General features: G+C 50.5%; 27 protein-coding genes. 15 read left to right on the top strand and 12 right to left on the bottom strand.

Annotated features, from left to right (window positions below):
* The first annotated feature begins 71 nt into the window (after positions 1-71).
* Together ACI7RC_RS15305 and ACI7RC_RS15300 are read left to right on the top strand one after the other, a co-directional pair.
* Positions 72-479: a YugN family protein gene (locus tag ACI7RC_RS15305; protein ID WP_408109092.1), complete on the top strand. Its 408-nt coding sequence runs from the start codon at positions 72-74 to the stop codon at positions 477-479.
* Positions 480-604: 125 nt separating this feature from the next.
* Positions 605-1399, top strand: a complete 795-nt coding sequence (locus tag ACI7RC_RS15300; RefSeq protein WP_408109091.1) for an NAD kinase — start codon at positions 605-607, stop codon at positions 1397-1399.
* Positions 1400-1473: 74 nt separating this feature from the next.
* Here ACI7RC_RS15300 and ACI7RC_RS15295 read toward each other — a convergent pair whose 3' ends face one another.
* Complete coding sequence (locus tag ACI7RC_RS15295) at positions 1474-1722, bottom strand: AbrB/MazE/SpoVT family DNA-binding domain-containing protein (RefSeq protein ID WP_019121526.1); 249 nt, start codon at positions 1720-1722, stop codon at positions 1474-1476.
* Between the two features lie 228 nt (positions 1723-1950).
* Here ACI7RC_RS15295 and ACI7RC_RS15290 point away from each other — a divergent pair, with 228 nt between their 5' ends.
* The 5 genes from ACI7RC_RS15290 (at position 1951) to spoVAE (ending at position 5024) form a co-directional block, all read left to right on the top strand.
* Positions 1951-2157, top strand: a complete 207-nt coding sequence (locus ACI7RC_RS15290) for a DUF1657 domain-containing protein (protein ID WP_408109090.1) — start codon at positions 1951-1953, stop codon at positions 2155-2157.
* A gap of 136 nt (positions 2158-2293) precedes the next feature.
* Positions 2294-3154: a DUF421 domain-containing protein gene (locus ACI7RC_RS15285; protein WP_408109089.1), complete on the top strand. Its 861-nt coding sequence runs from the start codon at positions 2294-2296 to the stop codon at positions 3152-3154.
* Between the two features lie 24 nt (positions 3155-3178).
* On the top strand, positions 3179-3652 hold the full coding sequence (gene spoVAC / locus ACI7RC_RS15280) for a stage V sporulation protein AC (protein ID WP_408109088.1): 474 nt from the start codon (positions 3179-3181) through the stop codon (positions 3650-3652).
* A gap of 3 nt (positions 3653-3655) precedes the next feature.
* Positions 3656-4660 carry a stage V sporulation protein AD gene (spoVAD, locus tag ACI7RC_RS15275; protein WP_408109087.1) on the top strand — a complete coding sequence of 335 codons (1005 nt, stop codon included), beginning with the start codon at positions 3656-3658 and terminating at the stop codon, positions 4658-4660.
* Between the two features lie 13 nt (positions 4661-4673).
* A complete protein-coding gene (gene spoVAE / locus ACI7RC_RS15270) occupies positions 4674-5024 on the top strand; it encodes a stage V sporulation protein AE (protein ID WP_408109086.1) in 351 nt (116 codons plus the stop codon).
* Between the two features lie 56 nt (positions 5025-5080).
* Here spoVAE and ACI7RC_RS15265 read toward each other — a convergent pair whose 3' ends face one another.
* On the bottom strand, positions 5081-5227 hold the full coding sequence (locus ACI7RC_RS15265; protein ID WP_408109085.1) for a hypothetical protein: 147 nt from the start codon (positions 5225-5227) through the stop codon (positions 5081-5083).
* Positions 5228-5308: 81 nt separating this feature from the next.
* Positions 5309-6091 (bottom strand): undecaprenyl-diphosphate phosphatase, encoded by a 783-nt coding sequence (locus ACI7RC_RS15260; RefSeq protein ID WP_408109108.1) that lies wholly within the window; start codon positions 6089-6091, stop codon positions 5309-5311.
* 224 nt (positions 6092-6315) lie between these two features.
* Here ACI7RC_RS15260 and ACI7RC_RS15255 point away from each other — a divergent pair, with 224 nt between their 5' ends.
* From ACI7RC_RS15255 to ACI7RC_RS15245, 3 genes are all read left to right on the top strand, one after another.
* Positions 6316-7236 carry a CvfB family protein gene (locus ACI7RC_RS15255; RefSeq protein WP_408109084.1) on the top strand — a complete coding sequence of 307 codons (921 nt, stop codon included), beginning with the start codon at positions 6316-6318 and terminating at the stop codon, positions 7234-7236.
* 135 nt (positions 7237-7371) lie between these two features.
* The gene (locus ACI7RC_RS15250) at positions 7372-8997 is read left to right on the top strand and encodes a peptide ABC transporter substrate-binding protein (protein ID WP_408109083.1); all 1626 of its coding nucleotides are present in this window, start codon (positions 7372-7374) and stop codon (positions 8995-8997) included.
* Between the two features lie 237 nt (positions 8998-9234).
* Positions 9235-10041: a CPBP family intramembrane glutamic endopeptidase gene (locus ACI7RC_RS15245; RefSeq protein WP_408109082.1), complete on the top strand. Its 807-nt coding sequence runs from the start codon at positions 9235-9237 to the stop codon at positions 10039-10041.
* Positions 10042-10046: 5 nt separating this feature from the next.
* Here ACI7RC_RS15245 and ACI7RC_RS15240 read toward each other — a convergent pair whose 3' ends face one another.
* The 9 genes from ACI7RC_RS15240 to ACI7RC_RS15200 form a co-directional block, all read right to left on the bottom strand.
* Positions 10047-10793 carry a cyclase family protein gene (locus tag ACI7RC_RS15240; RefSeq protein WP_408109081.1) on the bottom strand — a complete coding sequence of 249 codons (747 nt, stop codon included), beginning with the start codon at positions 10791-10793 and terminating at the stop codon, positions 10047-10049.
* A 42-nt stretch (positions 10794-10835) separates the two neighbouring features.
* Positions 10836-12149, bottom strand: coding sequence for an ABC transporter substrate-binding protein (locus ACI7RC_RS15235; RefSeq protein WP_408109080.1), 1314 nt, complete (start codon positions 12147-12149; stop codon positions 10836-10838).
* Positions 12150-12429: 280 nt separating this feature from the next.
* Positions 12430-13215 carry an IclR family transcriptional regulator gene (locus ACI7RC_RS15230; protein ID WP_408109079.1) on the bottom strand — a complete coding sequence of 262 codons (786 nt, stop codon included), beginning with the start codon at positions 13213-13215 and terminating at the stop codon, positions 12430-12432.
* Between the two features lie 116 nt (positions 13216-13331).
* On the bottom strand, positions 13332-14420 hold the full coding sequence (locus ACI7RC_RS15225; RefSeq protein ID WP_408109078.1) for a C45 family autoproteolytic acyltransferase/hydrolase: 1089 nt from the start codon (positions 14418-14420) through the stop codon (positions 13332-13334).
* A 132-nt stretch (positions 14421-14552) separates the two neighbouring features.
* Positions 14553-16124: an ABC transporter substrate-binding protein gene (locus ACI7RC_RS15220; protein ID WP_408109077.1), complete on the bottom strand. Its 1572-nt coding sequence runs from the start codon at positions 16122-16124 to the stop codon at positions 14553-14555.
* 53 nt (positions 16125-16177) lie between these two features.
* The gene (locus ACI7RC_RS15215) at positions 16178-17764 is read right to left on the bottom strand and encodes a N,N-dimethylformamidase beta subunit family domain-containing protein (protein ID WP_408109076.1); all 1587 of its coding nucleotides are present in this window, start codon (positions 17762-17764) and stop codon (positions 16178-16180) included.
* A gap of 2 nt (positions 17765-17766) precedes the next feature.
* Complete coding sequence (locus ACI7RC_RS15210; RefSeq protein ID WP_408109075.1) at positions 17767-19101, bottom strand: aspartate aminotransferase family protein; 1335 nt, start codon at positions 19099-19101, stop codon at positions 17767-17769.
* Between the two features lie 3 nt (positions 19102-19104).
* Positions 19105-20127 carry a transketolase family protein gene (locus ACI7RC_RS15205; RefSeq protein WP_408109074.1) on the bottom strand — a complete coding sequence of 341 codons (1023 nt, stop codon included), beginning with the start codon at positions 20125-20127 and terminating at the stop codon, positions 19105-19107.
* Positions 20105-20962, bottom strand: coding sequence for a transketolase (locus ACI7RC_RS15200; protein WP_408109073.1), 858 nt, complete (start codon positions 20960-20962; stop codon positions 20105-20107). The genes ACI7RC_RS15205 and ACI7RC_RS15200 overlap by 23 nt, the downstream gene beginning before the upstream one ends.
* 277 nt (positions 20963-21239) lie before the next feature.
* On the opposite strand from ACI7RC_RS15200, the gene ACI7RC_RS15195 reads away from it, so the two are divergent.
* The 5 genes from ACI7RC_RS15195 to ACI7RC_RS15175 are packed head-to-tail and all read left to right on the top strand — an operon-like array spanning position 21240 to position 25352.
* Positions 21240-22193 (top strand): ABC transporter permease, encoded by a 954-nt coding sequence (locus ACI7RC_RS15195; protein WP_408109072.1) that lies wholly within the window; start codon positions 21240-21242, stop codon positions 22191-22193.
* 53 nt (positions 22194-22246) lie between these two features.
* Complete coding sequence (locus ACI7RC_RS15190) at positions 22247-23167, top strand: ABC transporter permease (protein WP_408109107.1); 921 nt, start codon at positions 22247-22249, stop codon at positions 23165-23167.
* 12 nt (positions 23168-23179) lie between these two features.
* Entirely contained in the window at positions 23180-24205 is a 1026-nt protein-coding gene (locus ACI7RC_RS15185) for an ABC transporter ATP-binding protein (RefSeq protein WP_408109071.1), read from the top strand.
* The gene (locus tag ACI7RC_RS15180) at positions 24177-25178 is read left to right on the top strand and encodes an ABC transporter ATP-binding protein (RefSeq protein ID WP_408109070.1); all 1002 of its coding nucleotides are present in this window, start codon (positions 24177-24179) and stop codon (positions 25176-25178) included. The genes ACI7RC_RS15185 and ACI7RC_RS15180 overlap by 29 nt, the downstream gene beginning before the upstream one ends.
* 24 nt (positions 25179-25202) lie before the next feature.
* Positions 25203-25352, top strand: a complete 150-nt coding sequence (locus ACI7RC_RS15175; protein ID WP_408109069.1) for a hypothetical protein — start codon at positions 25203-25205, stop codon at positions 25350-25352.
* Positions 25353-25376 lie beyond the last annotated feature (24 nt).

Below are 25376 nucleotides of genomic sequence, written 5' to 3'. Positions count from 1 at the left end.
CGGAAGGTACAGAGTACAATTCTGCCTTTTGTCGCAAACTACTGTTGAAACAGGGAAAGGCAGGGATTTGCATGCAGAGCATCAACAGCAGAATCGAGGGGCAGACAGGCGAATTTGGCGTAATTGGCGAGATGCTGGCTGCGGACGGCTTTACATTGGCCAGTAATTGGGATTATGACAAAGGGTTTTTTGACAGGCAGTTGGACGATCAAGCAATGGTCTTTTTGCGAATCCCCTTCGTCGTCCAACGAGGTGTGCTGGACGAAGCTGACGCCGATATTGAACTGCACAAGCCGTTTGTTCTCAAGCACATCTACCAGACCGGCGTGGATGAGGATGTCAGCGCTTATACCGGTCCGGTTGCCGCGCCGATGCTGGATCAGTTTCAAGAGCCGCTCGAGAAGGACGCTGAAGTCGAGCCGGAATGGGTGGATAAGGCCGCAGAGGTGCTGCGGACGGTCGAGTCGCGTTTTAGCTGAGGGCTTTCACACATAGAAAACGGGTGAGGACGAGAGAATCCTCACCCGTTTTCTGCTGTTCAAATGCTGTGATTCTGCACATGTGGTATAGTGGAAGCAACGAAAAATAGAGTGAGGCCGGTTACATGAAAATTGCTATGGTATTGCGAAAAGACGAATATACGCGGGAAGTGGAACAACAGGTAAGAAGAAAACTGCTGCAATCAGGGGCCTATCAGTTTGTCGACGATCCCGCCGGGGACCCGGATCTCGTCTTGTCGATCGGGGGAGACGGCACGTTTCTGGAAGCGGTGCACCAATACGGATTTGCCCCCCATTACGTCGGCATCCACACCGGACACCTGGGGTTTTACGCTGATTGGCGTCCGGATGAGATCGACCAATTCGTTCAGTCGCTGGCAGAGGGAAATCCGGTCATTGTGGAATATCCGACAGCGGAGTGCCAGATTCATACAGCGGATGGAAAGACCCATACAGAATGGGTGATCAATGAAATTGTCCTGCGCAATGCCTCGCTCTCCACTCTGGTCGTTAGCGTCTTTATCAACGGCAAAGAGTTTGAGACGTTTCGCGGCGACGGCCTGATCGTCTCCACGCCATCCGGAAGCACCGCCTACAACAAAGCAGTGGACGGGGCGATCGTCCATCCCTCGATCGAGGCAATTCAACTGTCCGAAATCGCTTCGATCAACAACCGAATGTACCGGACCATCAACAGCTCGCTGGTACTGCCCAGGCACCATGAGATTGAACTGATCGTCATGAATCCGAAGATCATGATCGGCCTGGACCGCGAGCAAGATGTCTGGAAAGGCGTTCGCTCGATTACCTGCCGGGTCGGAAGCAAAAAAGTAAAATTCGCCCGGTACAAACAGCTGTCTTTTTGGGAAAGAGTCCGCAAATCGTTTATCTCGGAATAGCGCAAAGACGCATGACAAGCGAAACCGGCTTTTGAGCTTGAACAAGTCTCAAAATCCGGTTTCGTTTTTTTATTTTATCCTTTTGTCACCGGTATCTCATTTAAACAAGTGTGGCAAACCATCTTCCCTTTAAAATGGGTGACGTTGTCTGCCATTCCGCAAAAGATGCAGGCAGGGGCGTATTTCTTCAAGATAATCCGCTCGTTGTCGACAAAAATTTCCAAGGCGTCTTTGATGTCGATGTCGAGAGTTCGTCTTAATTCGATCGGAATGACGATTCTTCCCAGTTCATCCACCTTTCTTACAATGCCTGTCGCTTTCACGTATGTATTCCCCTCTCATACTTTTTTCCACAAGCAAAAATTGCTTTGTTGGTTTTTATTTTACCAATATTCCTAATAATTGTCACTTGATAAATGTTGTCTTTTCTTCGAGTTCGAGATTTCAGTCAGTCCTTGTTGGGCGATAGGCTAAAAAAATCACACGAAGGCAGGCATAATGTAGTGCTTTTGGTTGAACATAAGAGTTGTAACGTAAGGAGGTGACTAGTCATGACCGTATCCAGCCAGGTAAAACAAACACTTGCCAGCCTGAAAGGCGCTCAGGCTAACTTGGAATCCTTTGCGCTCGCTACCCAGAACAAGCAGGCGAAGCAGCTGTTCACCCAAGCAGCCCAAACAACACAGTCCATTTGCGACACCTTGGAACAGCGCGTGGTGCAATTGGAGACTGAGGAGCCGCAATACAAGGGGTTTTAACCAAACCCTGTCGGGAGAGGCCGCCCTCTCCCTCTCTTCTCTTAAGATACGAGCACATATAGCTTCCTTGTAGAAGAACCAGCTTCTTCGAAGGGTTTCAAACGTAGCTTTTCTTACCTGTAGGGGAGGTTGTCTAATGCCCGAGTGGCTAAATATCGTCATCCGGTCGATCGGATCACTGCTGTTCTTATTTCTACTGGCAAAAATTCTTGGCAAGCGTCAGCTTCGGCAATTGACATACATCGAATACATTGTCGGAATCTCGATTGGCGAGATCGTCGGATTTATCGCGACCGATCTGGAAGGTTCCTGGCAGATGGGTTTCTTGGCCATGGCGATCATCGCGATGTTTCCCGTGGTCCTGCAGTGGATTTCGATGAAAAGCAAGAGCATTCGCAACGTCGTAGAAGGCAACTCCACCGTTTTGATCAAAGACGGCAAGGTATTGGAAGATAATATGAAAAAAGAGCGGCTGTGCACCGATGATTTGATGGAGCATTTGCGAATGAAAAACGTCTTTCGCGTCGCCGATGTCGAATTCGCCGTGCTGGAATCGAATGGTGATGTAAGCGTCCTTCTCAAGTCGGAAAACCAGCCGCTCACCGCTAAGCATTTAGGCATTGTGCTTTCGCCGGAACGAGAGCCGCAGACGGTCATCATGGACGGGGAGATTATGGACGAACCGCTTGCCACCATCGGACTCAACCGCGGCTGGCTCAGAACGGAGCTGGAAAAAGCAGGTGTTACACTGGAGAATGTCTTTATCGGGCAGGTCGACAAAAACGGGGAGCTCTTCCTCGATCTTTACGACGACAAGCTGCAGGTTCCTCAGCCGCAAGTGCCAAAAGCGACCTATGCTACCTTGAAAAAGTGCCAGGCGGACCTGGAATTGTTCGCTTTGTCGACGCGTAGTGAAGAGGCGAAATCCAGGTACAGTTGGGAAGCGAAGCGGCTGCAGCAGGTGATCGACGATCTGGTTCCGCTGTTGACCCGCTAGTGAAGAGAGTGAAGGTGATGAAGAATGGCTAACAACAAGAAAAAGAAGCTGACTCCGACCCAGCAGCAGTACCAGGAACTGGCAAAACGGCATGAGCCGCCCCGCCCCCTCGCGAAAAACTTCGTCCGCGCCTTTCTCGTCGGGGGAGTGATCTGTTTGCTTGGTCAAGCAATCCAGGAGGTGTTTATCCGGTATTTCCATTTTACGGAAAAGACGGCCGGCAGTCCGACGCAGGCGGTGCTCATCCTGATCTCCGTCGTTTTGACGGCAATTGGCTTATACGACCGGATCGCACAATGGGCAGGGGCGGGAACGGCGGTACCTGTGACCGGCTTTGCCAATTCTCTCGCTTCGGCAGCAATCGAACACAAGAGCGAAGGCTACGTACTCGGCGTAGGCGGCAATATGTTCAAGATAGCCGGACCGGTTATCGTCTTTGGCGTTTTTGCCGCGTTCGTGATCGGTCTGATCAAGACGCTGATTACAATGGGGGGCTGACCAATGCTTATAGGGCATCAAACATGGGTGTTTCCCTCAAGACCGGTGATCCTGTCATCGGCGGCTGTCGGCGGTCCATTTGAAGCGGAAGGGCCGCTTTCCAGCGATTTTGACACGCTGCACGGAGATACTTTTTTAGGCCAGGACAGCTGGGAAAAGTCGGAAAGAACCCTTCTGGAGGAAGCGTGCGACAAGGCAATTGAAAAAGCAGGGCTGACGAAGGAACAGGTGCATTTTTTCCTCGGCGGCGACCTGATGAATCAGATCATCTCATCCAGCTTTGCCGCCCGGACGCTGACGATCCCCTATCTGGGCCTGTTCGGGGCCTGTTCCACAACAATGGAGGGCCTGGCTCTTGCTGCCTTGATCGTTGACAGCCAATCGGGTGACTACGTCTTGACCGGCTCGTGCAGCCACAACTCTTCCGCGGAAAAGCAGTACCGCTACCCGACGGAGTACGGCGGACAAAAGCCTCCGACAGCACAGTGGTCCGTCACCGGAGCGGGCGCGGCAGTAGTAGGCAGCAAGGGGAACGGGCTGCACGTTACCTCGGCGACGATTGGCCGCGTTGTCGACATGGGGCTCAAGGACCCGTTCAACATGGGAGCGGCGATGGCCCCGGCGGCGCTTAACACGATTGAAACGCATTTCCGCGAACGCCAGCTTCCCCACGACTATTACGATCTGGTCGTCACGGGCGATCTGGGCCGGGTTGGACACGGCATTCTCTCTGAACTGCTCCCCAAGCATAAAATCAACCTGCCGCTTGACCGGTACCGCGACTGCGGCATGCTCATCTACGGGGACAACCCCAGCGTTTGGTCGGGAGGCAGCGGAGCCGGCTGCGTGGCATCGGTTACATACGGACATCTCTTGCGCAGCATGGAAAAAGGGGCGTGGAAGCGGATCCTGGTGGTGGCAACCGGCGCCCTGCACTCGCCGATGACCTATCAACAGGGGGAGAGCATACCCTGCATCGCACATGCTGTCTCGATCGAATCAGCATAGGAGGAAGTGGACGATGATCTTTGTCTGGGCTTTTATCGTCGGAGGTATCATATGCCTGATTGGTCAATTTCTCTTGGACGTGGTCAAATTGACGCCCGCCCATACCATGACCTTGTTGGTAGTGGCAGGAGCCGTTCTCGACGGTGTGGGGCTTTACGAGCCTTTGATCAAATTTGCCGGAGCTGGGGCATCGGTACCGATCACCAGCTTTGGCAATGCACTGGTTCACGGGGCGATGGCAGAAGCGGAGCGGGACGGCATCATCGGCGTCATCACCGGGATTTTCGAAGTGACGAGCGCCGGAATCTCCGCCGCGATCGTTTTCGGCTTTTTTGCCGCCCTGCTGTCCCGGGCCAAGGGCTGACTTGTGGCCGTCTTCATGGCGAAAAAAAAGAACGCGGGGTCTTTTTTCCCCGCGTGTTATTGTTTCTTCTGCTGTTTGCGACGGCGGCTGCTCTCCCCTTGGTTCTCCCCGGTGTGGAGGTCGTCTGCAATTGTGCTGCTCGTCAGTCCTGTGACTGCCAAACCTTTTTCGTTTAGCGGATCAGGCGTCGTTCTCTTGCTCATGCTGGTCACCTCTTTCTTGGATGTAATGCTAGTTTGGCGCTATAGGAGAAGCGGTAACCATCCAGATTTTGAGCGGGGTCTTCACCAGTGTCCCAGCCACTGTGTCAACAAGATCGCTGCACCGAGCACCCAGACGTACAAGGCAAAGCCCTTCATCGTCCCGCTGCTGATGACCCGCACCATCCAGCGGATCGCAAAATAGCCAAATAAGGCGGCAAATCCGGTTCCTGCCAGCATCGGCAAGAGCGAGACGGATTCCAGCTTGTCGTCCAGCAAATCTTTGGCAGAAAGGGCCGTTGCCCCGAGGATCGCCGGAAGCGACAGCAAAAAGGAAAACCGGGCGGCATCTGCGCGATTGATCCCGCGCATCAGCGCTCCGGCGATCGTCAGTCCGGAACGGGAGATTGCGGGAAGGATCGCAGCACCCTGCAGGGTCCCGATCAGCAAACTGTCGAGATAGCTGATCTGCTCAAAAGAACGCTGCCCTTTTGGCAGTGTTTCGACTGCCCAGAGTATCAGTCCGGTCGCGACGAATTCAAATCCAATTGTCTGGCCGGTACGGGAAATTTCCTCGAAATAGTCCTTAAACACCAGGCCGATCACTGCGGTTGGAATCGTCCCGGCGATCAATAGCCTTGTCAAACGGCTGAACGGATGGGTGATGACGTACTTCACCTCCGGCCAAAAGGCGATGACCACAGCCAGCAGCGTCCCGAAGTGGAGCAGGGTGTCAAACAAAAGACCAGCCTCTCTCAGCCCGAACAGCTTGCCGAACAGAACCAGATGGCCGGTGCTGGAGATCGGCAGGAATTCGGTCAAGCCTTGGATGATCCCAAGAAAAATCGATTCAATCATGTCAGGCATGTTCATCTCTCCCGATACATTTTGCGGTTGGATGGACAGGGCACTCTGTTTCATCTTTATGACAACCGCGCGCCGGACATGCCAGATTTCTGCCGGCCTGTAGTTTTTGCGGTGGGATGGCGTCAGATATGACCGCTTGCGGTCCACTAAATCATGACCGTTTCGTGTATAATCAGGAGGTTACAGGTAAATTCTACATTAATGAATGGCGAGGAAGTGGTACTGTGAAGCGAACATCTCCCGAAAATCGGCTGCAGGCCGGAACAGTGGCAACCATGGAGGTTGTCCGGACAGCGGCGTTTGGTTATTTTCTGTCAGACCAGCAGACAGAGGTTCTCCTGCATCACAATGAAGCGACCAGACAGCTGACCCAAGGAGAACGTGTGGAAGTCTTTCTCTACCACGATCACCAGAATCGGCTCGCGGCTACGATGAAAATGCCTTTTGTGAGCCTGGGGGAGTACGGCTGGCTGGAGGTAGTGGACGTCAATCCGCGAATGGGTGTTTATTTACATAACGGCATCGCCAAAGACCTTTTGCTGTTTATGGACGATTTGCCGAAGCTCCGCGATGAGTGGCCGCGTGCCGGTGACAAACTGCTCGTCACCTTGCAGTTGGACAAACGGGGGAGACTTGCGGCCAAACTGGCCGGTGAGGAGGAGATCGGTAAGATCGCAGTCCCGGCAGATTCCGATCTGATGAACAAGTGGTTGGAGGGCACGGTGTACAAGGTAATAGGCAGCGGCGCGTTTGTCCTTACCGAAGGGGAGCACATCCTGTTCGTTCACCGCGACGAGATGACCAGCCCGCTGCGGTTGGGCGAGGATGTCAGCTGCCGGGTCAGCTACGTGAGGGAAGATGGACGGCTCAACGGTTCGATGCGGGCGCGTAAAGAGCAGCGGTACAGCGAAGATGCCGCGCAGCTGCTGCGCTATATGACGAGCCGCGGCGGGGCCATGCCGTATACAGATGATACTCCTGCCGAGATCATCAAGGAAAAATTCGGGATCAGCAAAGCCGCTTTTAAACGGGCGCTGGGCAAGCTGCTGAAAGAGCGAATGATAGAGCAGGAGCCGGGGTGGACTCATCTGAAGCGGGAGGTATTGCACAAGAGCCTGCAAGAGCAAGAGGAAACCGCTGAGTGACCCTTAATATTTATTTAGGAAACTTCATCAGATAGAACGAAAAATAAATTATGGTTAAACTATTATCGTTTACCTTTCATACGATTTTGATCTGGGGTATCTTTAAGAAAAGATCGACATCAAGGGGGAACTATCTTGAAGAAAAACGTGTTAGTGTTAGCCAGTTCTATTGTGATTCTCGGTGCTGCACTAGCTGGATGCGGATCGGCTCCGGCAGGCGATACCGCCGCGAAAAGCTCGGCTCAAGCGGGCAGCACCGGCGGGAAAGATTTGCGCATCAACATTCCTTCCGAACCTCCAACCATCGATCCGGGCTTGGCGGAGGACTCTACGTCCAATACGGTCATCAAGGCGATCTTCGACGGATTGTACCGCCTGGACCAAGACGGCAAACCGCAGCCGTCCGTAGCGGAGAAGGTAGACATATCGACAGACGGACTCACGTACACCTTCCATCTGCGCGACACCAAGTGGAGCAACGGCGACCCGGTTACGGCGAAAGATTTTGAATTCGCCTGGAAGCGGGCGCTTGATCCAAAAACAGCTTCCAACTACGCATACCAACTGTACTATCTGAAAAATGGCGAAGCTTACAACAAAGGACAAGCCAAGGCTGACGATGTCGGAGTCAAAGCCAAGGATGACAAAACACTGGTCGTCAATTTGGAAAATCCGACTCCCTTCTTCTTGGAGCTGACAGCATTTACCACATATCTCCCGGTGGAACAAAAACTGGTAGAGGAAAATCCGAAATGGGCGAATGAAGCCAGCACGATGGTTTCCAACGGCCCGTTCAAATTGGACACCTGGGAACATAAAAGCAAAATCACGCTTTCTAAAAACGACAATTACTGGGACAAAGACGTTGTCAAATTGGACAAGATCCAAATGAGTATGATCGATGCCGATGACACGGTCCTCAACATGTTTGACAACGGCGAGCTGGATTGGGCAGGAGCCCCGTTGAACTCGCTGCCGACCGATGCCATTCCGGCACTGAAAGACGCCGGCAGACTGCATATCTATCCGGTATCCAGCGTGTACTGGTACAAGTTCAACACGGAAAAACCGCCGTTCAACAACGCGAAGATCCGCAAGGCGTTCGCCTACGCGATCAACCGCCAGGAGATCATCGACAACCTCTTGCAGGCCGATCAAAAACCGGCACTCGGGGCAGTACCGTCGGGGATGTCGCTCAACCCGCAGGGCTACTTCAAGGACAACGATGCTGAGACCGCGAAGAAGCTGTTGGCGGAAGGCATGAAGGAATTGGGCATTGACAAGCTGCCGCCGATCACTTTGTCCTATAACACCAGCCAGGGACACCAGCAAATCGCCCAAGCTGTGCAGGATCAGTGGAAGAAAAACCTCGGCGTCGATGTGAAACTGGAAAACCAGGAGTGGAAAGTATACATCGACTCGCTGCATCAAGGAAACTATCAAATCGGCCGGATGGGCTGGAACGCCGACTTTAACGATCCGATGACCTTCCTCGATGCGTTCAAGGAGAAAGACGGCGGAAACAACGATACCCACTGGGAAAATCCGAAGTACAAAGAACTGTTGGATCAGGCGCTGAAGGAAGCAGACATCGAGAAGCGCAAAGCACTGATGAAAGAGGCGGAACAAATCCTGATGGATGAGATGCCGGTTGCGCCGGTTTACTTCTACACCAGTTCTTATGTGGCCAATCCGAATCTGAAAGGCGTCGTGACCGACCCGTTCAACCATATTGACTTCAAGTGGGCGACGCTTGAATAGATGAGAAAACGACTTGGGTGCTCTTAGAGAACTCAAGTCGTTTTATCGTTCAGCATTGTCAGTTTTATTGTGTTCAATGATATTTCCAACGGGATTGAAGAGGACGTTCTGGATGCATTAAAATTACTTAGAAGGCAGCATCTCAACTTTCTGGCAAAGATCTAGGAAGAAGGAGCAAGAGCATAAAAGAAAACATGTGAAAATGTTAAATGCAACAAACATGGGAGTCAAAAGATTATGAACATAGGTAATAAATCCTCAAATCATTCTCCCTGGATCTTTTTCTTATTGGTTTTCATTCTCGCCATTCCGTTCTGGTTAATGGGAATGGCAGGAGAACAATTTTTGCAGAAAGAAATACACATAAACCTTCCCCTCAGTGCGCTTATGTTTGTCTGCCCGACAATCGCGGCTTTGATCCTTGTCCGCAGGAATGATGGATCAGATGGCATAAAACAACTAGTAAAGGCGGCTTTTCCTTATCGGATCAAGAAAAAGATCTGGTATGTACCTGTCTTTCTCTTGGAGCCTTTTATCATGATTTTCGCATATGGATTAATGAAAATAATGGGGGAATCGATCCCTGACTTGCAAATTACCGTTTTGAAGATACTAGCCTTTTTCTTGGTGTTTTTAATCGCAGGAATATGTGAGGAGATAGGCTGGCAAGGATATGCCTATGACGCGATGGAGAAACGGTGGAATGCTTTATGGGCTAGTATCATGTTAGGATTTGTGTGGCAAATATGGCATATAATCCCTCACCTTCAAATCCACCCGCCTGAATGGATCATATGGCAATGTGCTGGCTCGGTTTTATTGCGAGTTCTGATTGTTTGGCTTTATCAAAACACAGGAAAAAGTATACTAGCAGCAGCTATATTTCATGCTATGAATAACGTTTGTTCATTTTTGCTTCCCAATTACGACTCAAGTATCGCCCCATTCTCAGTCTTTATCATCACAGCATTCGTAACGGTAATCATTACATTTTTATGGGGTTCGAAAACATTAGCTTGTTATAGATTCAAACGCACAAGTTAACGGGGTTAACCAAGCAAGAACGGTCTGATCGGAGAGCCGGAGCCTGCTTTGATTTTAAGCGGGATTGCAAGGAAGATTCCGGTCGCCGGAGCCTTGTCCATGTTGTGAAACCCTTCCATAATCAGTATATTCTTCGGCAGAAAGTACTTGCGGTGACCATAGGCGCTTGTAACGACACCGTCTTTTACGGAAATATCGACGGCAGCCGTATCAGCGCCGATCGCCTTGATTCCCGCTTCGCAGAAGTAGCGGCAGACCTCCTCTGTCAATCCGGGCTCGTTTTTCTCCCACCAGGTTCGCTCTTTGGGGTTGGTACTCTCCGGTTTATAGTATTGGTCCCAGCCGAAATCCAGGAGCACGATATCACCCTGGTTTGGCGAAAAATTCTCTTTGCGTTCGACCTCTTTGATGATCTGCAGTGTCACCGGTTCACCTGGTTGCGGGTTGTATGCGGAAAGATCGTATTTCTTATAAGGTCCGATCAGATAATCTGCCGGAAAGTCGTCGATCGTGGCCAACTCGGGAAAATTGTGACGCGGGGCATCGACGTGTGAACCCGTGTGTTCTGACATGACAAGTGTCTGGGCGTAGTAACCGTTTTGATCGAAATTTCTGGCATTTGTGATCACCCCTAATTTATCGTGGGTTGGCCAGCCAGGCATGTTGTGCTCGAACAAAGGTGATATATCATAGACGGTGAAAGAGTGAAAGAGACGCAAAAAGGTCTGCACAGCGTCGTTGTCGGTACTCATTTTCGTGATTCCTCCTTGATATCTGGCGGCGCGGAAGACGAATTATTGTGAATTCCTGGTATTCCAGAGTACAGGACCTTCAAAGTAGTGATATCCCTCTACCTTCTTAGTTACTGCCCAGATATCTGTATAGTCTCCGATTTTTACAAAAGGAAGGTACTCCCATGAGTATGCCTGCAATTCATCCCACAGTTTCTTGGCATCTTCTTGAGACTTCGATGTTTTGATCGCGTACAACAAATCGGTGATTTTATCATCTACCGGGCCGCTGAAAAAGCGGGAATTTAAAAAGACGTTTTCTACCGGTGTCGAGACGATCGGATATCCGGTGATCAGTAGATTCCACTTTGTCGGATCCTCCCGCATGCTCACGACGGTCGCCCAATCATAAGTCTGCAAGTTGACTTTTATCCCAATGCTTTCAAGCTGCTCCTTGACGATGACGGATGAATTGTAATTAAATGGATATTCACGAGTGGCCAGGAAGGTAATTTCTTCCCCGTTGTAACCAGCCTCCTGCAAGAACTGTTTGGCTTTCTGCGGATCAGACAGGTTGTATTGTTCGCCGCCAGCTTTACTGTACCAATTTACTTGTTCCGGGAGCATATAACTGGAGTTCATCCTGGACAGATCCTTGTCGGAGAAGGCGCCTAGCAGTATTTTTTCAGAATCCAGGGCAGCGTTAACAGATTGTCTCATTTTTACATTGGCAAACACACCTTGTTTCTTATTGAAGATGAGGTTTAGTTCGCCGGCAATGTTCGTGCCTGTCTCCAGATCTGAACGGCTCTTTAGTTGTTGGTAATTCTCATGCGGCAAATACAGGCCAACGTCGTACTGCCCGGTTTGAACTCCGGCAATCCGAGTGGATGCGTCTTTGACGATCTCGAAGTAAAGATCGTCGACAAGGGCTGCTTTTTTTCCGGATATTCCGTCTGCAGGCATCTCCACGGATTGGTAGTCAGCATATTTCGTCAAGTGGATGTATTGGTCGGGCTTCCATTCGTTAAGCTGGAAGGGCCCTGTCCCGACGTACTCTTTTACACCTTTGGCATCGGCCGATTCAATGATTTCCTTCGGCATGATCGCGGCAAATTGAGTTGAAGCTGCCAGTGCCGTTAAAGCCAGGGAAGAAGGCTCTTTCAAATGCAAGGTGACGGTGTATTCGTCTGCGGCTGAAAATGTCGCATCGCTTAGAATCACCTGGACTGATGAAGATTTCTCTTTCCACCTGTTCATAGAGGCGACGACATCTTCAGCGGTCATCGTTTTTCCATTGTGGAACTTCACGTCTTTTCGCAAATGGAACGTGTAGGTCGTTTTATCTTCGGTTTGGTCTATGGATTCAGCCAACATCGGAACAACTTCGTATTTCGAGTTTAACGTTACAAGAGTCTCAAAAATATGCCTGGCAACATCCCTTGTAGGCGACGACGTCGTTACGTGCGGATCAAGTGTTGGCGGTTGGGAGGGGTACGCTATTCTTAATTCGCCGCCGTCAGGATTACTGCCCGTATCAGAGCTTTCTGTTGTGTTCGAACTGCATCCGAACAAAGGTAATGCCAACAAGAATACAAATATCAGAGATTTGATTTTTACGGCTCCCATTTACAATCCTCCAGATATGATTTTTTGTCTAAGGAGCCCACCCCAGCGATTTAGAGATCTGTTTAGCGGTGTCTACAACAAGTTGGGCAATTTCTTCCTCGCGCTCAGGCGGAATTCTCTGGATCGTGCTGCTGAGACTGATTGATCCGACGACATGTCCCATATGATTGTACACGGGTGCTCCGATACTGGATACTCCTAGCGTTACGTCCTCAAAACTCACAGAATACCCTTTTTCCCGGATATCGCGAATCATCTCCCAATAAACGGCGGGATCAGTTATCTGCAGCGCTTTGGTTTCTAATGGCGCTGACAAGATTTGCGACACTTGTTCGTCATCAAGGTTTGCCAGTATCGCTCTGGGTGCGGCTCCGATATAGAGAGGCCAAGTATCACCGACATTTAAGGTGAGCACTTGGACATCCTTGCCTTCGATTCTCTCGATACATACTGCTTTTAGACTATTTAAGATGCAGAGAAAGCTCGTATCACCTGTCTTCTCGGTCAGGTGGGTTAACGCCGGCAGTGCTGCCTGGCGTAAATTGATCCTTCTTTGGACAATTCCTCCCAGTTCCAGAAAGCGAATTCCCAGACGGTAGGTACCTGTTCGTTCCCCGATCTCCACCATACCGTCACTCATCAGAGTATTTAGAATTCGATAGCAGCTCGTTTTGTTAATACCGGCAAGTTGAGCAATTTCGGTGAGTCCAATACCGTCTTTTGTCTTCTCCAGAACGGAGATGACAGTGAGCGCTTTATCAAGGACGCCAACTGTCTCCTTCATTTTCGTCATTCCTTCACTGTTACGACCCATTTTTTGGCCTCTCTTTCCAACCGCAGTTTTTGCCGTGAATGCTCCAGTATTTTTTGGATAAATGATATTCCTAACCTTTTTTCATAGTTGTATTCCAAAAATGGGATGATTGTAACCTATGGTAAAGAATATTTTTGGTAGGACTCATGTGCCGGCATCCCATCACAAACGTAGATATCTTTTGAGGTGAGGTTCATTACAATCGAAAATACCGTCTCTGTCTGCAGATGCTCTGGAGCCTGGTTATTGATGTAGCGGTTTATAGATTTAGGGGCATTAAACGTATCGCCAAGCCACCTTTGAAACGCGAATTCATCGATCTCGCTTTTTTCTTGTATCGCATTTTCTATCATTTGTTCGGCTCTTCGTTTTCTGATAACCGAATCTCTAAATCGAAGAAGGTTTTGATCTGCTACATGCATAAGGATATCTTGTGTGCAGATATGATTCGTGTGAACTCCATAACAGGCATCCTCATTGGATATTCCGATGCCGAACGGAGAGACTTCAACATGTAAAGCCATGCCCTTGTGCTTTCCTTCGCTGTATCCGATCAAAAAGTTTGCTGATGAAGCCATTTGGCCTTCTTGTACTTTTGCCATCGCTTCATGAAGCGACGAAGAATCCAATATGGAACGGAGCCCCAGATGAATCGGCACGCCGGACGTTTTTTTATCGGTCATAAGGGCATTGAGACAGACACCCAAGGAGTGCTCATTGCAGCCAATCTTCCCAATGATCCCTCCTTCTGTCACCATAAAAATGTCAGGTTTCTTCTCACGCTTTATTTTTACCATCAAAAGGCTTTCTTTTAGTTCAGCTTTCCAGTCCCAATTTTGGCCAATTATCGTGTCAGAAGTGAGGGGGGAAGCTGTCCCGATACTTGTACATCCATCGGGGAAAACAATAGGGGCATCCCCGGCAAGGGCTAGTTCGCTTCTCGCATTTAACGCCAAAACATCTTCCAGATCGATTCCGGCCCCTTCGGCAACTCCCTGCATTTCTTCAAGCAAGGCTGCATCAAAGGCTTCGATGGCGGGTAAATGGACTTTCGCCCGCTCCCTGGCCGTTCTCCAATTTATTCCCTGAAATCCGTAAAACAAACGCTCGTAGATTTCCAGATTTTTTATGATTTCGTCTTTTCCCTGCTCGCCGTGCTGCCGCCCAATTTCTTTCGCATCTCCTTGCAAATGTAATATCTTCATTATATTTCCCCTTTGATTCTAAATTTCCTCGTCTCACATGGAAAAAACCGTCAGGAAGGCCCCATCAAGGATTCACGCTTTTAGCAGGTACGTTTCTCCTCGATGGGCCTTGTGCTTTTTATTTCCTTTTCGCTATTCTTCTTTGCCTGTATTCCAAAGAACCATGCCTTCAAATGCGGAAAAGCCCGTAACCTTTTTATTTACCGCATAGATGTCGTTAAAATTCCCCAGCTTCACTCCTGGCACGTAATCTTTTAACAGGAATTCGCTCAATTTATCATAATCCGCTTGCAATTCGTCATCGGAAGTGGAACTTTTGATGCTGTCGATGATCTTATCTAGTCCGGGGTCACTGGTCCATCCCGGTGAATTGCTATTGAAGATGATATTTTCAGCTGGCGTGATCCAGGTGGTGTATCCGGTCGTTTCCATGTCCCAACTCTCCGGTTTGTTTTCAAGATCGAGGAAGGTGGGCCAGTCGTACACGTCAAGCTTGATGTTCATGCCGATATTTTGCAGCTGTTGTTGAATGACTGTCGCCGCTTGGTAAAAGTGATCATAGTCGCGCGAAGTCATGAGCACGATCGGTTCATTGTTGTATCCCGCTTCTTTCAGCAGTTGTTTCGCCAGCTCCGGGTCTTTGCGATTGTAGAATTCGCTTGCTGCCTCTGAGTAAAACTTCTGATTTTTCTTCATGAATCCGGGATAAATATCGTACAGATCTTTGTTGCCAAACGCTCCGTACATGATGCTGTCCAAATCCAGCGCAGCGCTGATCGCTTTCCTGATTCTCACATCGGTAAGGGGGCCAGTTTTTTTATTGAAGTTCAAAATCTCATAGGAGCGCTGGTCGGTCACGGTTTCAATGGAAGGATCGCTTTTGAGCTGCTCGTAGTGTTCCGGCTGAATATTCATGGCGATATCGTACATACCCGTTTTCACGCCGGACAGACGAGTCGATGGGTCTGTGACGACATCGAAGTACAAGTCCTGCACTTTCGGCGCCTTGCTCCCCGACAATCCATCCGGACTGCCGTCCCGACCGACGTAGTCAGCGAATTTGGACAGGTGGATATATTGATCCTGTTTCCACTCTTCAAATCGGTAGGGGCCGGTACCGATGAATTCCGTCAGGTTGCCCGAGCTGTCTGCGGAGTCGATCGCTTCTTTGGGATAGATGGCTGCAAGCTGTTTGGCCGTAGCCATCGCATTTAACACTCCTGACGAGACCTTTTTCAAGGAGAGGACCACTTTGTAATCGCCGTCTGCTGTAAAGGCGGCGTCTTCCCCCAGGGACTTTTTCGCAATGGAAGATTTGTTGAGCCAGCGAGTCATCGAAGCCGCGACATCTTCCGCCTTCATTTCCTTCCCGTTATGAAACTTCACGCCTTGTCGCAGCGTAAATGTGTACGTCAGCGAATCCGGACTCACCTCTACGGATTCGGCCAGCATCGGGACAGGTTCATATTTTGCATTCAACGTCATCAATGTCTCGAAGATATTTCTGGAGATCACACTGGTCATAGAGGCTGTCGTCTGGTGAGGGTCGAGCGATGTCGGCTGTGCGTTAATGGCGACTCTCAGTTCGGCAGCCATTTCCGGCTGTTGGCCGGAGGCTTCTTCTTTCGTTCCGGCACTCGAACAACCCGCCGCCAAGAAAACAGCCAACATGATGAAACAGAAACGGTACATCTTTTTTCTCATCGAATTACCCCCGATCTCATAATTGATGAATGACAAGTGACTGATCTTTCCTTTTATTTCGTAAAGGTGTCAATCACGTTCTTGGTAATAATCTCCACGAACGGATCATTGCCCGTCAAACCGAAGGCCCATTCCACATTCCCGCTGTTAAAGACTTTGCCCTTCCCTTTGTCAAAAGCGACGATCATCGCGTGACCGTAACGAAAACGATCGCGGTTCTGCTCGTTGTCTTCACCCAAAATCTCCTGGGCAAATCGGGACAGACTATCTTGTTTGACCAGCAGTTCTGCTTCATTGTAGCCCTGGTCCAGACGTTCTGAGTTGGTAACAGGCGATATGGCGAGAATTTCCATGTTTTTCGGCGAACCGTCTTCCCCGGTGGGCTCTGGCCTGCCGTCCACGAATGTAAAAGCGCAGCCGTCACATTCGTAGCCAAGGATTGAATTTGTCGCTCCGAGAACATCGCCGTATTCCAGGCCTGTCCCTTGAAACGCCCAATGTTCGGGCCGATAGACCGTGTACCCTCCCGAACCGCGGGGGACTGTCATACCTGTTCGAGCGTAACCCCCACGTGTAAAGGAAAGCCCAGTAAGTGTATTTTCCGGCCGTCCGATAATCGATGAGGACCACATGGTGGTCGTGTATTTCTCTTCACCGGTTCCGACGACCGGGTCTTTTGTGAGCGCCTCGTTTTTGTAGCAGACCATGGTTCTTCCATCGTCTTCAAAGCGAACCTGCCAGAATATCGAGTTGCCCGAGAATAAAGCGAAGTTACCTCCGCCTTCTACCCAAGTTTCAATGGCTTCTCTTTCTTTCCAGCTCCAGTACTCGTCGTGTCCCACACTCAGGCAGAGTTTATAGGAATCGAGGATGCCGGGATTTTGATTCAAATCGTATTGCGTAATGTAGTCGACAGCATAGTTATTCTTTTCTAAAAATTGGACAAAAATCTCTTCCCAACGTCCACTGAAGCCGGAAGCCACCGTCCAATAATCGATCCCTTCCGCGATGGAAAAGGGGAGGTAGGGGCGGCTTTGCTGCTCGCGCGGTCCTAGCTGCTGGCTGGGCGGGAAAGTCGTTCGCGGCGCGCCGGGATACTTGCTCAAAAGTCCGGGTTCGAAAGGCCGCCGCGTAGAAACGCGATAGGGTTTTCGCTTGGTGTGAAAGGCGTAGCTGTCTTTGAAGGAGTAGAGGTTGCCGCCTCCCCAACTGTTATACGCATGGTATGTGTTGGTCGACAAGACGAACAAAATCTTGTTTTTGGGCTGGTTCTGTCCGGGGCGGACCACAAAAAAATGTTCGGATTGAGCTGTTCTGCCTTCCGCTTCATCTGCTTTTACCAGCACCTGATAGTAGCCGGAGGACAAGCTGCGAGGTAGGGAGTAAGTATGAGCGATCGGCCACTCGCAACCAGTTTCATAGGCATTCTCGGGAATGGGGTGCCAGGCTCCAGCAATTCCCGCTTCTGCATAGACAACCTTGCGTTCCAATCCGATTCTGGCAATTTCAATCGAAAAGCGCTCACTTTTACAGGAAACGCGGAAATGAACGTCATCTCCGGGCTCAAAACTCAAGTTGTCGGTGTAACACCAGATCAGGCCGCTTTGTTCGTTGTTAAAGGCTGCGCCAGTTCTCATCATCATCACTCTCCTGCTTGCGTTTTGGATACATCGTCACTTACTTTTGCCATCGCCTCGTCAAGAATGTCTAATCCTTGGTTCATAAGCTCTTCGGAGATGACCAACGGCGGCATCATCCGAATCACATTTCCGTAAAGTCCGGTAGGGGAAATCAGAGCCAAGCCTCGCCCGATAGCCTCGTTGACGATTGCGTTCGCTAAGGCGGGGGAGGGCACGCGGGTTGCTGGATCCTCGACAATTTCCAACCCGGTGACCAGGCCGATCGAGCGGCCTTCGCCCAGGAACGGGTATTTTTGTTCCAGTTCTTTTAACCTCTTCGCCAGCACTTGGCCCAACGCTTCCGCCCGCTGCACCAGTCCTTCGCTTTCGATCACATCCAAGACCGCCAGAGCAGCGGCACAGGACAGGGGATTCCCGCCGTACGTACTGCTCGCCGATCCGGGCGGAAGAGCCTTCATCAAACCTTCGCCGGCCACTACCGCGCTGGTAGGAACGCCTGCCGACAAGCCTTTTGCCAGGCAGACGATATCGGGGACGACTCCGTAATGTTCAAAACCAAACATCTTTCCGGTGCGTCCGAAGCCGGCTTGCACCTCGTCGACGATAAATACGATGTTATGCTGGTCGCAAAGCTGCCGAACACCCTGGACAAAACGGGCCGGAGGGACAACGCAGCCGCCGCTCCCCAGGTAGGATTCCATCACGACGGCCGCGATGCTGCCTGTCGATGAAGTGGCCATCGTCTCTCGCAATTGCTGCAAGCAACTGTCTACGCAGGCTGCTTCATCCCTGTAATAGGAGTGGTAGACGTAAGGAAAGGGGGCGTGAACCACGTTGGATGCCTGCGGTCCAAAGCCTTCCTTCGTCTGCCGAATCCCGCCGATGCTCATCGTCAGATGGGTTTTTCCATGAAAAGAGCCGTTAAAACTGATGATCTCGTTTTTGCCCGTGTAGGCCTTGGCGATTTTTACCGCCGATTCAATTGCCTCCGCCCCGGTCGTCAGCAGCAGGGCCCGATTTAACTTGCTGGGAAAGAGAGCGGTAAGCCTTTCGCAAAGATCGGCTCGCAGCTGGTGGGCGGAATTGTAGGCATTGAGAAACTTTCCTGCCTGTTCTTGAATCGCTTTTACTACTTTTGGATGGGAATGGCCGACGTTCGCAACGAGAATACCTGACGTGAAATCGATATACCGATTGTCGTCCACGTCGACGACGGTCGCGCCCAGTGCTTCTTTCCAAACTATCGGCGTGGTAGCGGCGGCGGCTGCACAGAGGTACTTGCTTTCCTTCTCCAGGACGGCCCTAGCTTTATCTCCTGGCAATATCCCGTTCGCCAATTCTCACACCCCCTTTTTTGAGCCTTTGACAAAATTCCGAATCTCTTTAGCGACGCCTTCCGCATTCAAATGATAGTGATCGTACAAGGCGAGCGGCGGTCCAATCAAAACGTATTCATCGTAGATGCCGTGCCGTTTAAACTGGCAGTCCAGGTTGTAGTCAGCGATGACTTCGGCTACACAACTGCCAATCCCGCCGATGATGTTGTGCTCTTCCACGGTCATGATCTTCCCGGTTTCCGCTGCCGCCTTTTTTACGGCTTCGGCATCGAATGGCTTGATCGTATGCATATCCAGGACTTTCACGTGAATGCCTTCCGCCTTTAACAGATCAGCGGCATCGGCGACTGCTTTCAGCGTCAAACCATTGGTAATCACAGCGACATCTTGCCCGTCACGCAGTTCTACGGCTTTTCCCAGTTCGAAGGGCGCTGTGTGCTGATCGTAAACCTGTGCTTCCCGTCCGCGACCGAGACGGAAATAGATCGGCGTCGGGTGATCTACCGTCGCTCTTAGGGCAGCTTCGATTTGTATCGCATCGCTGGGGCAAATGATCGTCATGTTGGCCATCGCACGAATAATCGACAGGTCTTCCAGGGCGTGGTGCGACGTGCCGTAAAAACCCATGGTCATCCCGGCATGATGAGCGAGGATGCGAACAGGCAGACCCGGGTAAGCGACTGAAGTCCGAATCTGTTCACAGCCAAGCAGGGAGAGGAACGAGGCAAAAGATGCGATATACGGGATTTTTCCCGTCGTGGCAAGACCTGCGGCCGCTGTAATCATATTCTGTTCGGATATGCCAAAGTTGAAGAACGAGTCCGGATGTTGTTTGGCAAAGTCAGACATTCTGTTGGAAAACATGAGATCGGCCGTAAAGACGACGATGTCTTCACGTTCCTGGCGCATCTGCGCCAACACTTTTCCGCTTACTGCCGACTCGCCCATCCGGGCAGAAATGCTGACGTTCCAGGAACCCTCTTTCAAATTGCGATCCAACTGTTCATGAGCGGGGTTGTAAACCAAGGTTGATTTCCTCCTCTACCTTTTTTCGATCTTCCTCGACCAGATATCCCAGATGCCAATCATTGTTCAGCTCCATGCCTTTAACGCCTTTGCCCTTCACGGTGTCTGCGATGATGACCAATGGTTTTTCCCGCGGAGCCGATGTTACTTCGTCAAAGAGCTCCAGCAGCGCAGACAGGTCATGGCCGTCCACCTGCCGAGTATCCCAGCCAAATGCGCGGAATTTTTCATCGATCGGATGGACCGGCATGACATCTTCTGTAAATCCGTCAAGGGACATTTGATTGCGATCAACGATGGCCACAAGGTTGTTTAACTTGAATTTTGCCGCCGACATGGCTGCTTCCCAGATTTGCCCTTCATTCAGTTCACCGTCGCCAAGCATGCAGTACACCGTATAGCTTTTTTTATCGATTTTTCCGCCGAGCGCCATCCCTACCGATACAGACAAGCCCTGGCCGAGCGAACCGGAACTGAAATCAATGCCCGGCACCTTTCGCATATCCGGATGATCGCCAAGCGGACTGCCGACACGGGTATAGGAATCCAGCCAGTCTTTTGGGAAGAAACCGAGGTCCGCCAACACAGGATATAGGCCTACGGCTGCGTGGCCCTTGCTTAATACAAAGCGGTCGCGATCGGCCCATTTGGGGTTCTTGGGATCGACTGACATGACGTGGTAATACAAGACGGAAAACAGCTCTGCGCAAGAAAAAACACTGGTATAGTGGCCACTCTTGGCAATGTCAACAAGTCGAACTGTCTCCAAGCGGATAAACTTGGCTTTCTCTGTCAGTTCCAATAATCGCTCTGCTTTTTTCATAGCTTTCGTCAATGAGACATCCACCTCTTTACTCTATTTGGGTTCGCATTCAGGAAATAAAGTTCTTTATCAGAACCTAGACCCATGTTATAATAGTCCGAAAAGTAGGTCAATAGGTAATTTTGTATATTGACGATTAATTGCGAATTGTTATGGTGTGGATTCGCCAGCGGTTGGCGCACCGGCGTAATGGGCAAAGGAGGGAAAGCTGAGAGGCCATCGATGAAGCGGATAGGGAGGAACCTTCCTGACTTGGAAATCTACTTGGCAAAGGAGAGGGTAGTATTTTATGGCTGTCTATATTTTGAAAAGAATTCTTTCTCTTATCCCCGTATTATTTATTGTCTCGCTTGTCATTTTCTTTATCGTCCACTTTACGCCCGGCGATCCGGCTTCCTACATTCTCGGCAATGAGGCGACCGTTGAGCAGGTAAATGAACTCAGAGAGCAGATGGGATTGAATGATCCGATCCCTGAACAATACCTGCATTGGCTCGGCGGCGTCTTAAGAGGCGACCTCGGCACTTCCTACTTCATGAAGCAACCCGTGTTGACCAGTATCATCGATCATGTCGCACCGACTTTTTCCCTCGCTGTTTTTGCGCAGATCATCGCGATCGTAATCGCGATTCCGCTGGGGATACTTGCGGCAATCAAACGGGGCACAATGACTGATCAATCCGTCATGTTTTTATCGTTGATCGGGATGGCTATTCCCAGTTTCCTGCTGGCGTTGTTTCTTGTGCTCCTCTTCGGCGTACATTTGGGCTGGCTTCCCGTTGCCGGCTACCAAACGCTTCAAAAGGGGTTGTGGAATCACCTTCAATTTTTGATCCTGCCGGCGATTTCTTTGGGAGCGATTCAAGCCGCTTTAATTTCCCGTATGACCCGTTCTTCCATGCTCGAAGTGCTGAATACGGACTACATCAAGATGGCGAGGGCAAAGGGTACGAAAGAAATCACAGTCATCTGTCAGCATGCGCTAAAGAATGCTTTCCTGCCGATTTTAACTGTGATTGGACAAACATTCGGAGCTTTAGTGACGGGAGCTGTTGTCACCGAAACCATTTTCAACATCCCCGGGATCGGCCAGTTGATCATCAACTCGATTGAGCGGCGCGACTACGCAATCATTCAAGGAATCGTACTGTTTGTCACCTTGATCTACGTTTGCCTCAATCTCATCATCGACCTGATGTACGGGTTCATCGACCCGCGCGTGCGTCTGCAGCAGCGCAAATAAACCAAGGAGGATTCGCGGTGGAAAAGACAGCATTAACAGAAATCAGGAAAAAAATGAAAAAAGAACAGCGGTTTCTTATGCGGAAAAGGTTGCTCTCCAATAAACTGTTAATCACCGGCGTCATGATCATGTTGTTCGTCATCATCCTGGCAGCGATCGGTCCGGCGATCACAAGGTACGACGCTTATGAAATGATGGTAGAAAACCGCTTGAAAGGACCGGGCGGGGAGCATCTGTTCGGGACGGACAACCTGGGACGCGATTTGTTCGCCCGTGTGGTATACGGCGCCAGAGTCTCCCTGAGCGTAGGGCTCTGTGTCGCCTTCATTACTTCTGTGATCGGCATGATGATCGGTTTGCTGGCCAGTTATTACAGGACGATGGATCATATCCTGATGAGAATCTGCGACGGACTCATGGCGATTCCGGGCATTCTGTTTGCGATCGCTCTGATGGCGGTGATGGGTCCAAGCACAAGCAATGTCATCATCGCACTTGGCATCGTCTTTACCCCGCATATTGCCCGTGTCGTCCGGTCTCGCGCGTTGTCGATCCAGGAAGAAACCTACATTGAAGCCATGAAGTCGCAGGGTGCCGGCCCCTTACGGATCATTTTTCTGCATATAGCGCCTAACGCCTTTTCGCCGCTTATCGTTCAGGCGACGTTTATCTTTGCCGAATCGATCATTACCGAAGCGGCTTTAAGCTTTCTCGGCGCAGGCGTTCCGACACCCGATCCAAGTTGGGGAAACATCCTCTACGATGGAAAATTGGTGATCTTCAACGCCTGGTGGATGACGCTTTTTCCAGGGGTGATGCTCATCCTCACTGTCGTTGGCCTCAATTTTCTCGGTGACGGCCTGCGCGATGCGATCGATCCTCATACGAAACCCGTGACGAAAAAACGCCTGGGCTTATTCAGGCCGTTCAAACGCGAAACCAGATCTGTTCCCACTCAAAATGCAAGCAGATAGGAGGATCTTTCTATGGGAAACCAACCTCTGTTGAACATAAGGAATTTACGCACCCATTTTTATACGGAAAAAGGCCGAATGACGGCGGTAGACGATGTCACATTCGAGATTCAGGCAGGGGAAATCGTCGGACTTGTAGGCGAGTCAGGCTGCGGAAAAAGTGTCACCTCGCAATCGATTCTCAGGCTCTATGACGAAAACATGGTCGATTACGAAGGGGAAATCTCACTCAACGGCAAAGATTTGCTGAAGCTGCCGAAAAAGCAGATGCAAAAGGTGCGCGGCAATGAAATCTCGATGATCTTCCAAGATCCATTAAGCTCGCTAAATCCCGTCTTTACGATTGGCAGGCAAATTGCCGAACCGCTCATGCTGCATCAAAAAAAGTCAAAGCGCGAGGCCTATAAAAGAGCGGTCGAACTGCTTGAGATGACCGGCATCCCCGCCCCCGAAAAAAGAGTCAACGAGTACCCCCACCAATTGTCGGGCGGGATGCGCCAGCGGGCCATGATCGCGATCGCGCTTGCCTGTGAGCCGAGCTTGCTGATCGCGGATGAGCCGACGACAGCGTTAGACGTGACGATTCAGGCGCAGATCTTAAGCTTGATGAAGGAGCTGAATCAAGGCGCCAATATGGGCATCATTTTCATCACGCACGATTTGGGGGTTGTCGCCGAGTTATGCGACCGGGTCATGGTCATGTATCTTGGGCAAATCGTGGAAGAAGCGGATGTAAATACCTTGTTTGAGCGCCCGCTGCATCCCTATACAAAAGGCCTGCTCAAATCCATTCCTCAGTGGACAGGTGACCGCTCGCAAGAACTTCATGTCATCCAGGGCAATGTGCCGGCATTGACGAACAAGCCAAAAGGCTGCCGGTTTTCAACGCGATGCCCGCATGCCGATGAGAAATGCCGGGAGGAATTGCCAGGGTTGCAAGTCTACAGCGACAACCAAAAAGTAAGGTGCTGGTATTTCGAAGAGATCGTGGCAAAGGAGGAAGGCGGATATGTCGCAGCAGCACAGCAAAAAATCTGAAAGCGATGTACTGATGGACATCCAGGGCTTAAAAAAGTTTTTTCCCGTAAAAAAGGGACTGAGTCGATTAGAAAAGGGAAGCACGCACGTGAAGGCAGTAAATGATGTTTCCTTTCAGCTGCGCGATGGAGAGACGTTTGCTCTTGTAGGCGAATCGGGTTGCGGAAAGAGCACGACAGGCAGAACCATTTTGCGTCTGACGAATCCTACGGAAGGAAAAGCGATTTATAAGGGCCAAGATATTTTTCAATTCAATCGAAAAGAGCTCAAAGCGATGCGTAAGGACCTGCAGATGGTCTTCCAAGACCCGTATTCTTCGCTGAACCCCCGAAAACGAATCGGACAAATACTGGAAGAACCGCTGATCATCCATAAAATCGGCACGAAGGAAGAGCGAACGGAGAAGGTAATGGAAATCATGGAAAAAGTAGGGCTGCAGATGGAGCATTATTACCGGTACCCGCACGAATTTTCCGGCGGTCAGAGACAGCGGATTGGACTAGCCCGGGCTCTCGTCGTCGATCCGAAAGTGGTCATATGTGATGAACCGGTTTCGGCATTGGATGTGTCGATTCAATCCCAGGTGATTAACCTGCTGCAACGCCTGCAAAGAGAATTAAAGCTTACCTACCTCTTTATCTCCCATGACCTAAGTGTCGTTCGCCATATCTCGGATCGGATCGCAGTCATGTACCTGGGGAAGGTGATGGAAGAGGCGGCAACTGATCAGTTATTCGAAAACCCGCTCCATCCCTATACACAAGCCCTGTTAAGTTCCGTTCCGCTGCCGGACCCCAAAGCGAGGAAAGAACGAATGATCTTGAAAGGCGATATTCCTTCGCCGTTAAACCCGCCGTCGGGCTGTGTGTTTCATACGAGATGCCCCCACGCGATCGAAGTATGCAAGCAAACAGCGCCTGTGATGAGAGTGGCGGGAGACGGACACAAGGTGAGTTGCCATCTCTTGGACTAACGCTTACCGGCAAGGAAAAGCCGTATGGCTGATCATAATGTTGAACAGTCGGGTGAGATAGCTGCCGCCTTGACTGTTCCTTTTTGTTTTTTTTGTGTACATGACCAAATCGAAGAACGAGAATTTATCCTGCCGCTAGAAAAATCTGCTGAATCGGATACGGAGCAGCGCTAAAATGAAAGCGAATGGTTGTGTAAG

The organism is Brevibacillus sp. B_LB10_24, assembly GCF_046036945.1.
Taxonomy (GTDB): domain Bacteria; phylum Bacillota; class Bacilli; order Brevibacillales; family Brevibacillaceae; genus Brevibacillus_C.
Note: the sequence above shows the minus strand (reverse complement) of the source record. Positions and strands in the feature narration are given on the sequence as shown.

What these genes read in the sequence shown, in the direction of transcription:
- ACI7RC_RS15215 (WP_408109076.1), bottom strand. Translation starts at nt 17,764, where the DNA reads ATGATGAGAACTGGCGCAGCCTTTAACAACGAACAAAGCGGCCTGATC.
- ACI7RC_RS15230 (WP_408109079.1), bottom strand. Translation starts at nt 13,215, where the DNA reads ATGGGTCGTAACAGTGAAGGAATGACGAAAATGAAGGAGACAGTTGGC.
- ACI7RC_RS15300 (WP_408109091.1), top strand. Translation starts at nt 605, where the DNA reads ATGAAAATTGCTATGGTATTGCGAAAAGACGAATATACGCGGGAAGTG.
- ACI7RC_RS15260 (WP_408109108.1), bottom strand. Translation starts at nt 6,091, where the DNA reads ATGCCTGACATGATTGAATCGATTTTTCTTGGGATCATCCAAGGCTTG.
- ACI7RC_RS15225 (WP_408109078.1), bottom strand. Translation starts at nt 14,420, where the DNA reads ATGAAGATATTACATTTGCAAGGAGATGCGAAAGAAATTGGGCGGCAG.
- ACI7RC_RS15245 (WP_408109082.1), top strand. Translation starts at nt 9,235, where the DNA reads ATGAACATAGGTAATAAATCCTCAAATCATTCTCCCTGGATCTTTTTC.
- spoVAE (WP_408109086.1), top strand. Translation starts at nt 4,674, where the DNA reads ATGATCTTTGTCTGGGCTTTTATCGTCGGAGGTATCATATGCCTGATT.
- ACI7RC_RS15285 (WP_408109089.1), top strand. Translation starts at nt 2,294, where the DNA reads ATGCCCGAGTGGCTAAATATCGTCATCCGGTCGATCGGATCACTGCTG.
- ACI7RC_RS15195 (WP_408109072.1), top strand. Translation starts at nt 21,240, where the DNA reads ATGGCTGTCTATATTTTGAAAAGAATTCTTTCTCTTATCCCCGTATTA.
- ACI7RC_RS15190 (WP_408109107.1), top strand. Translation starts at nt 22,247, where the DNA reads ATGAAAAAAGAACAGCGGTTTCTTATGCGGAAAAGGTTGCTCTCCAAT.
- ACI7RC_RS15180 (WP_408109070.1), top strand. Translation starts at nt 24,177, where the DNA reads ATGTCGCAGCAGCACAGCAAAAAATCTGAAAGCGATGTACTGATGGAC.
- ACI7RC_RS15305 (WP_408109092.1), top strand. Translation starts at nt 72, where the DNA reads ATGCAGAGCATCAACAGCAGAATCGAGGGGCAGACAGGCGAATTTGGC.
- ACI7RC_RS15235 (WP_408109080.1), bottom strand. Translation starts at nt 12,149, where the DNA reads ATGTTGGCTGAATCCATAGACCAAACCGAAGATAAAACGACCTACACG.
- ACI7RC_RS15290 (WP_408109090.1), top strand. Translation starts at nt 1,951, where the DNA reads ATGACCGTATCCAGCCAGGTAAAACAAACACTTGCCAGCCTGAAAGGC.
- ACI7RC_RS15220 (WP_408109077.1), bottom strand. Translation starts at nt 16,124, where the DNA reads ATGAGAAAAAAGATGTACCGTTTCTGTTTCATCATGTTGGCTGTTTTC.
- spoVAD (WP_408109087.1), top strand. Translation starts at nt 3,656, where the DNA reads ATGCTTATAGGGCATCAAACATGGGTGTTTCCCTCAAGACCGGTGATC.
- spoVAC (WP_408109088.1), top strand. Translation starts at nt 3,179, where the DNA reads ATGGCTAACAACAAGAAAAAGAAGCTGACTCCGACCCAGCAGCAGTAC.
- ACI7RC_RS15185 (WP_408109071.1), top strand. Translation starts at nt 23,180, where the DNA reads ATGGGAAACCAACCTCTGTTGAACATAAGGAATTTACGCACCCATTTT.
- ACI7RC_RS15265 (WP_408109085.1), bottom strand. Translation starts at nt 5,227, where the DNA reads ATGAGCAAGAGAACGACGCCTGATCCGCTAAACGAAAAAGGTTTGGCA.
- ACI7RC_RS15175 (WP_408109069.1), top strand. Translation starts at nt 25,203, where the DNA reads ATGGCTGATCATAATGTTGAACAGTCGGGTGAGATAGCTGCCGCCTTG.
- ACI7RC_RS15240 (WP_408109081.1), bottom strand. Translation starts at nt 10,793, where the DNA reads ATGAGTACCGACAACGACGCTGTGCAGACCTTTTTGCGTCTCTTTCAC.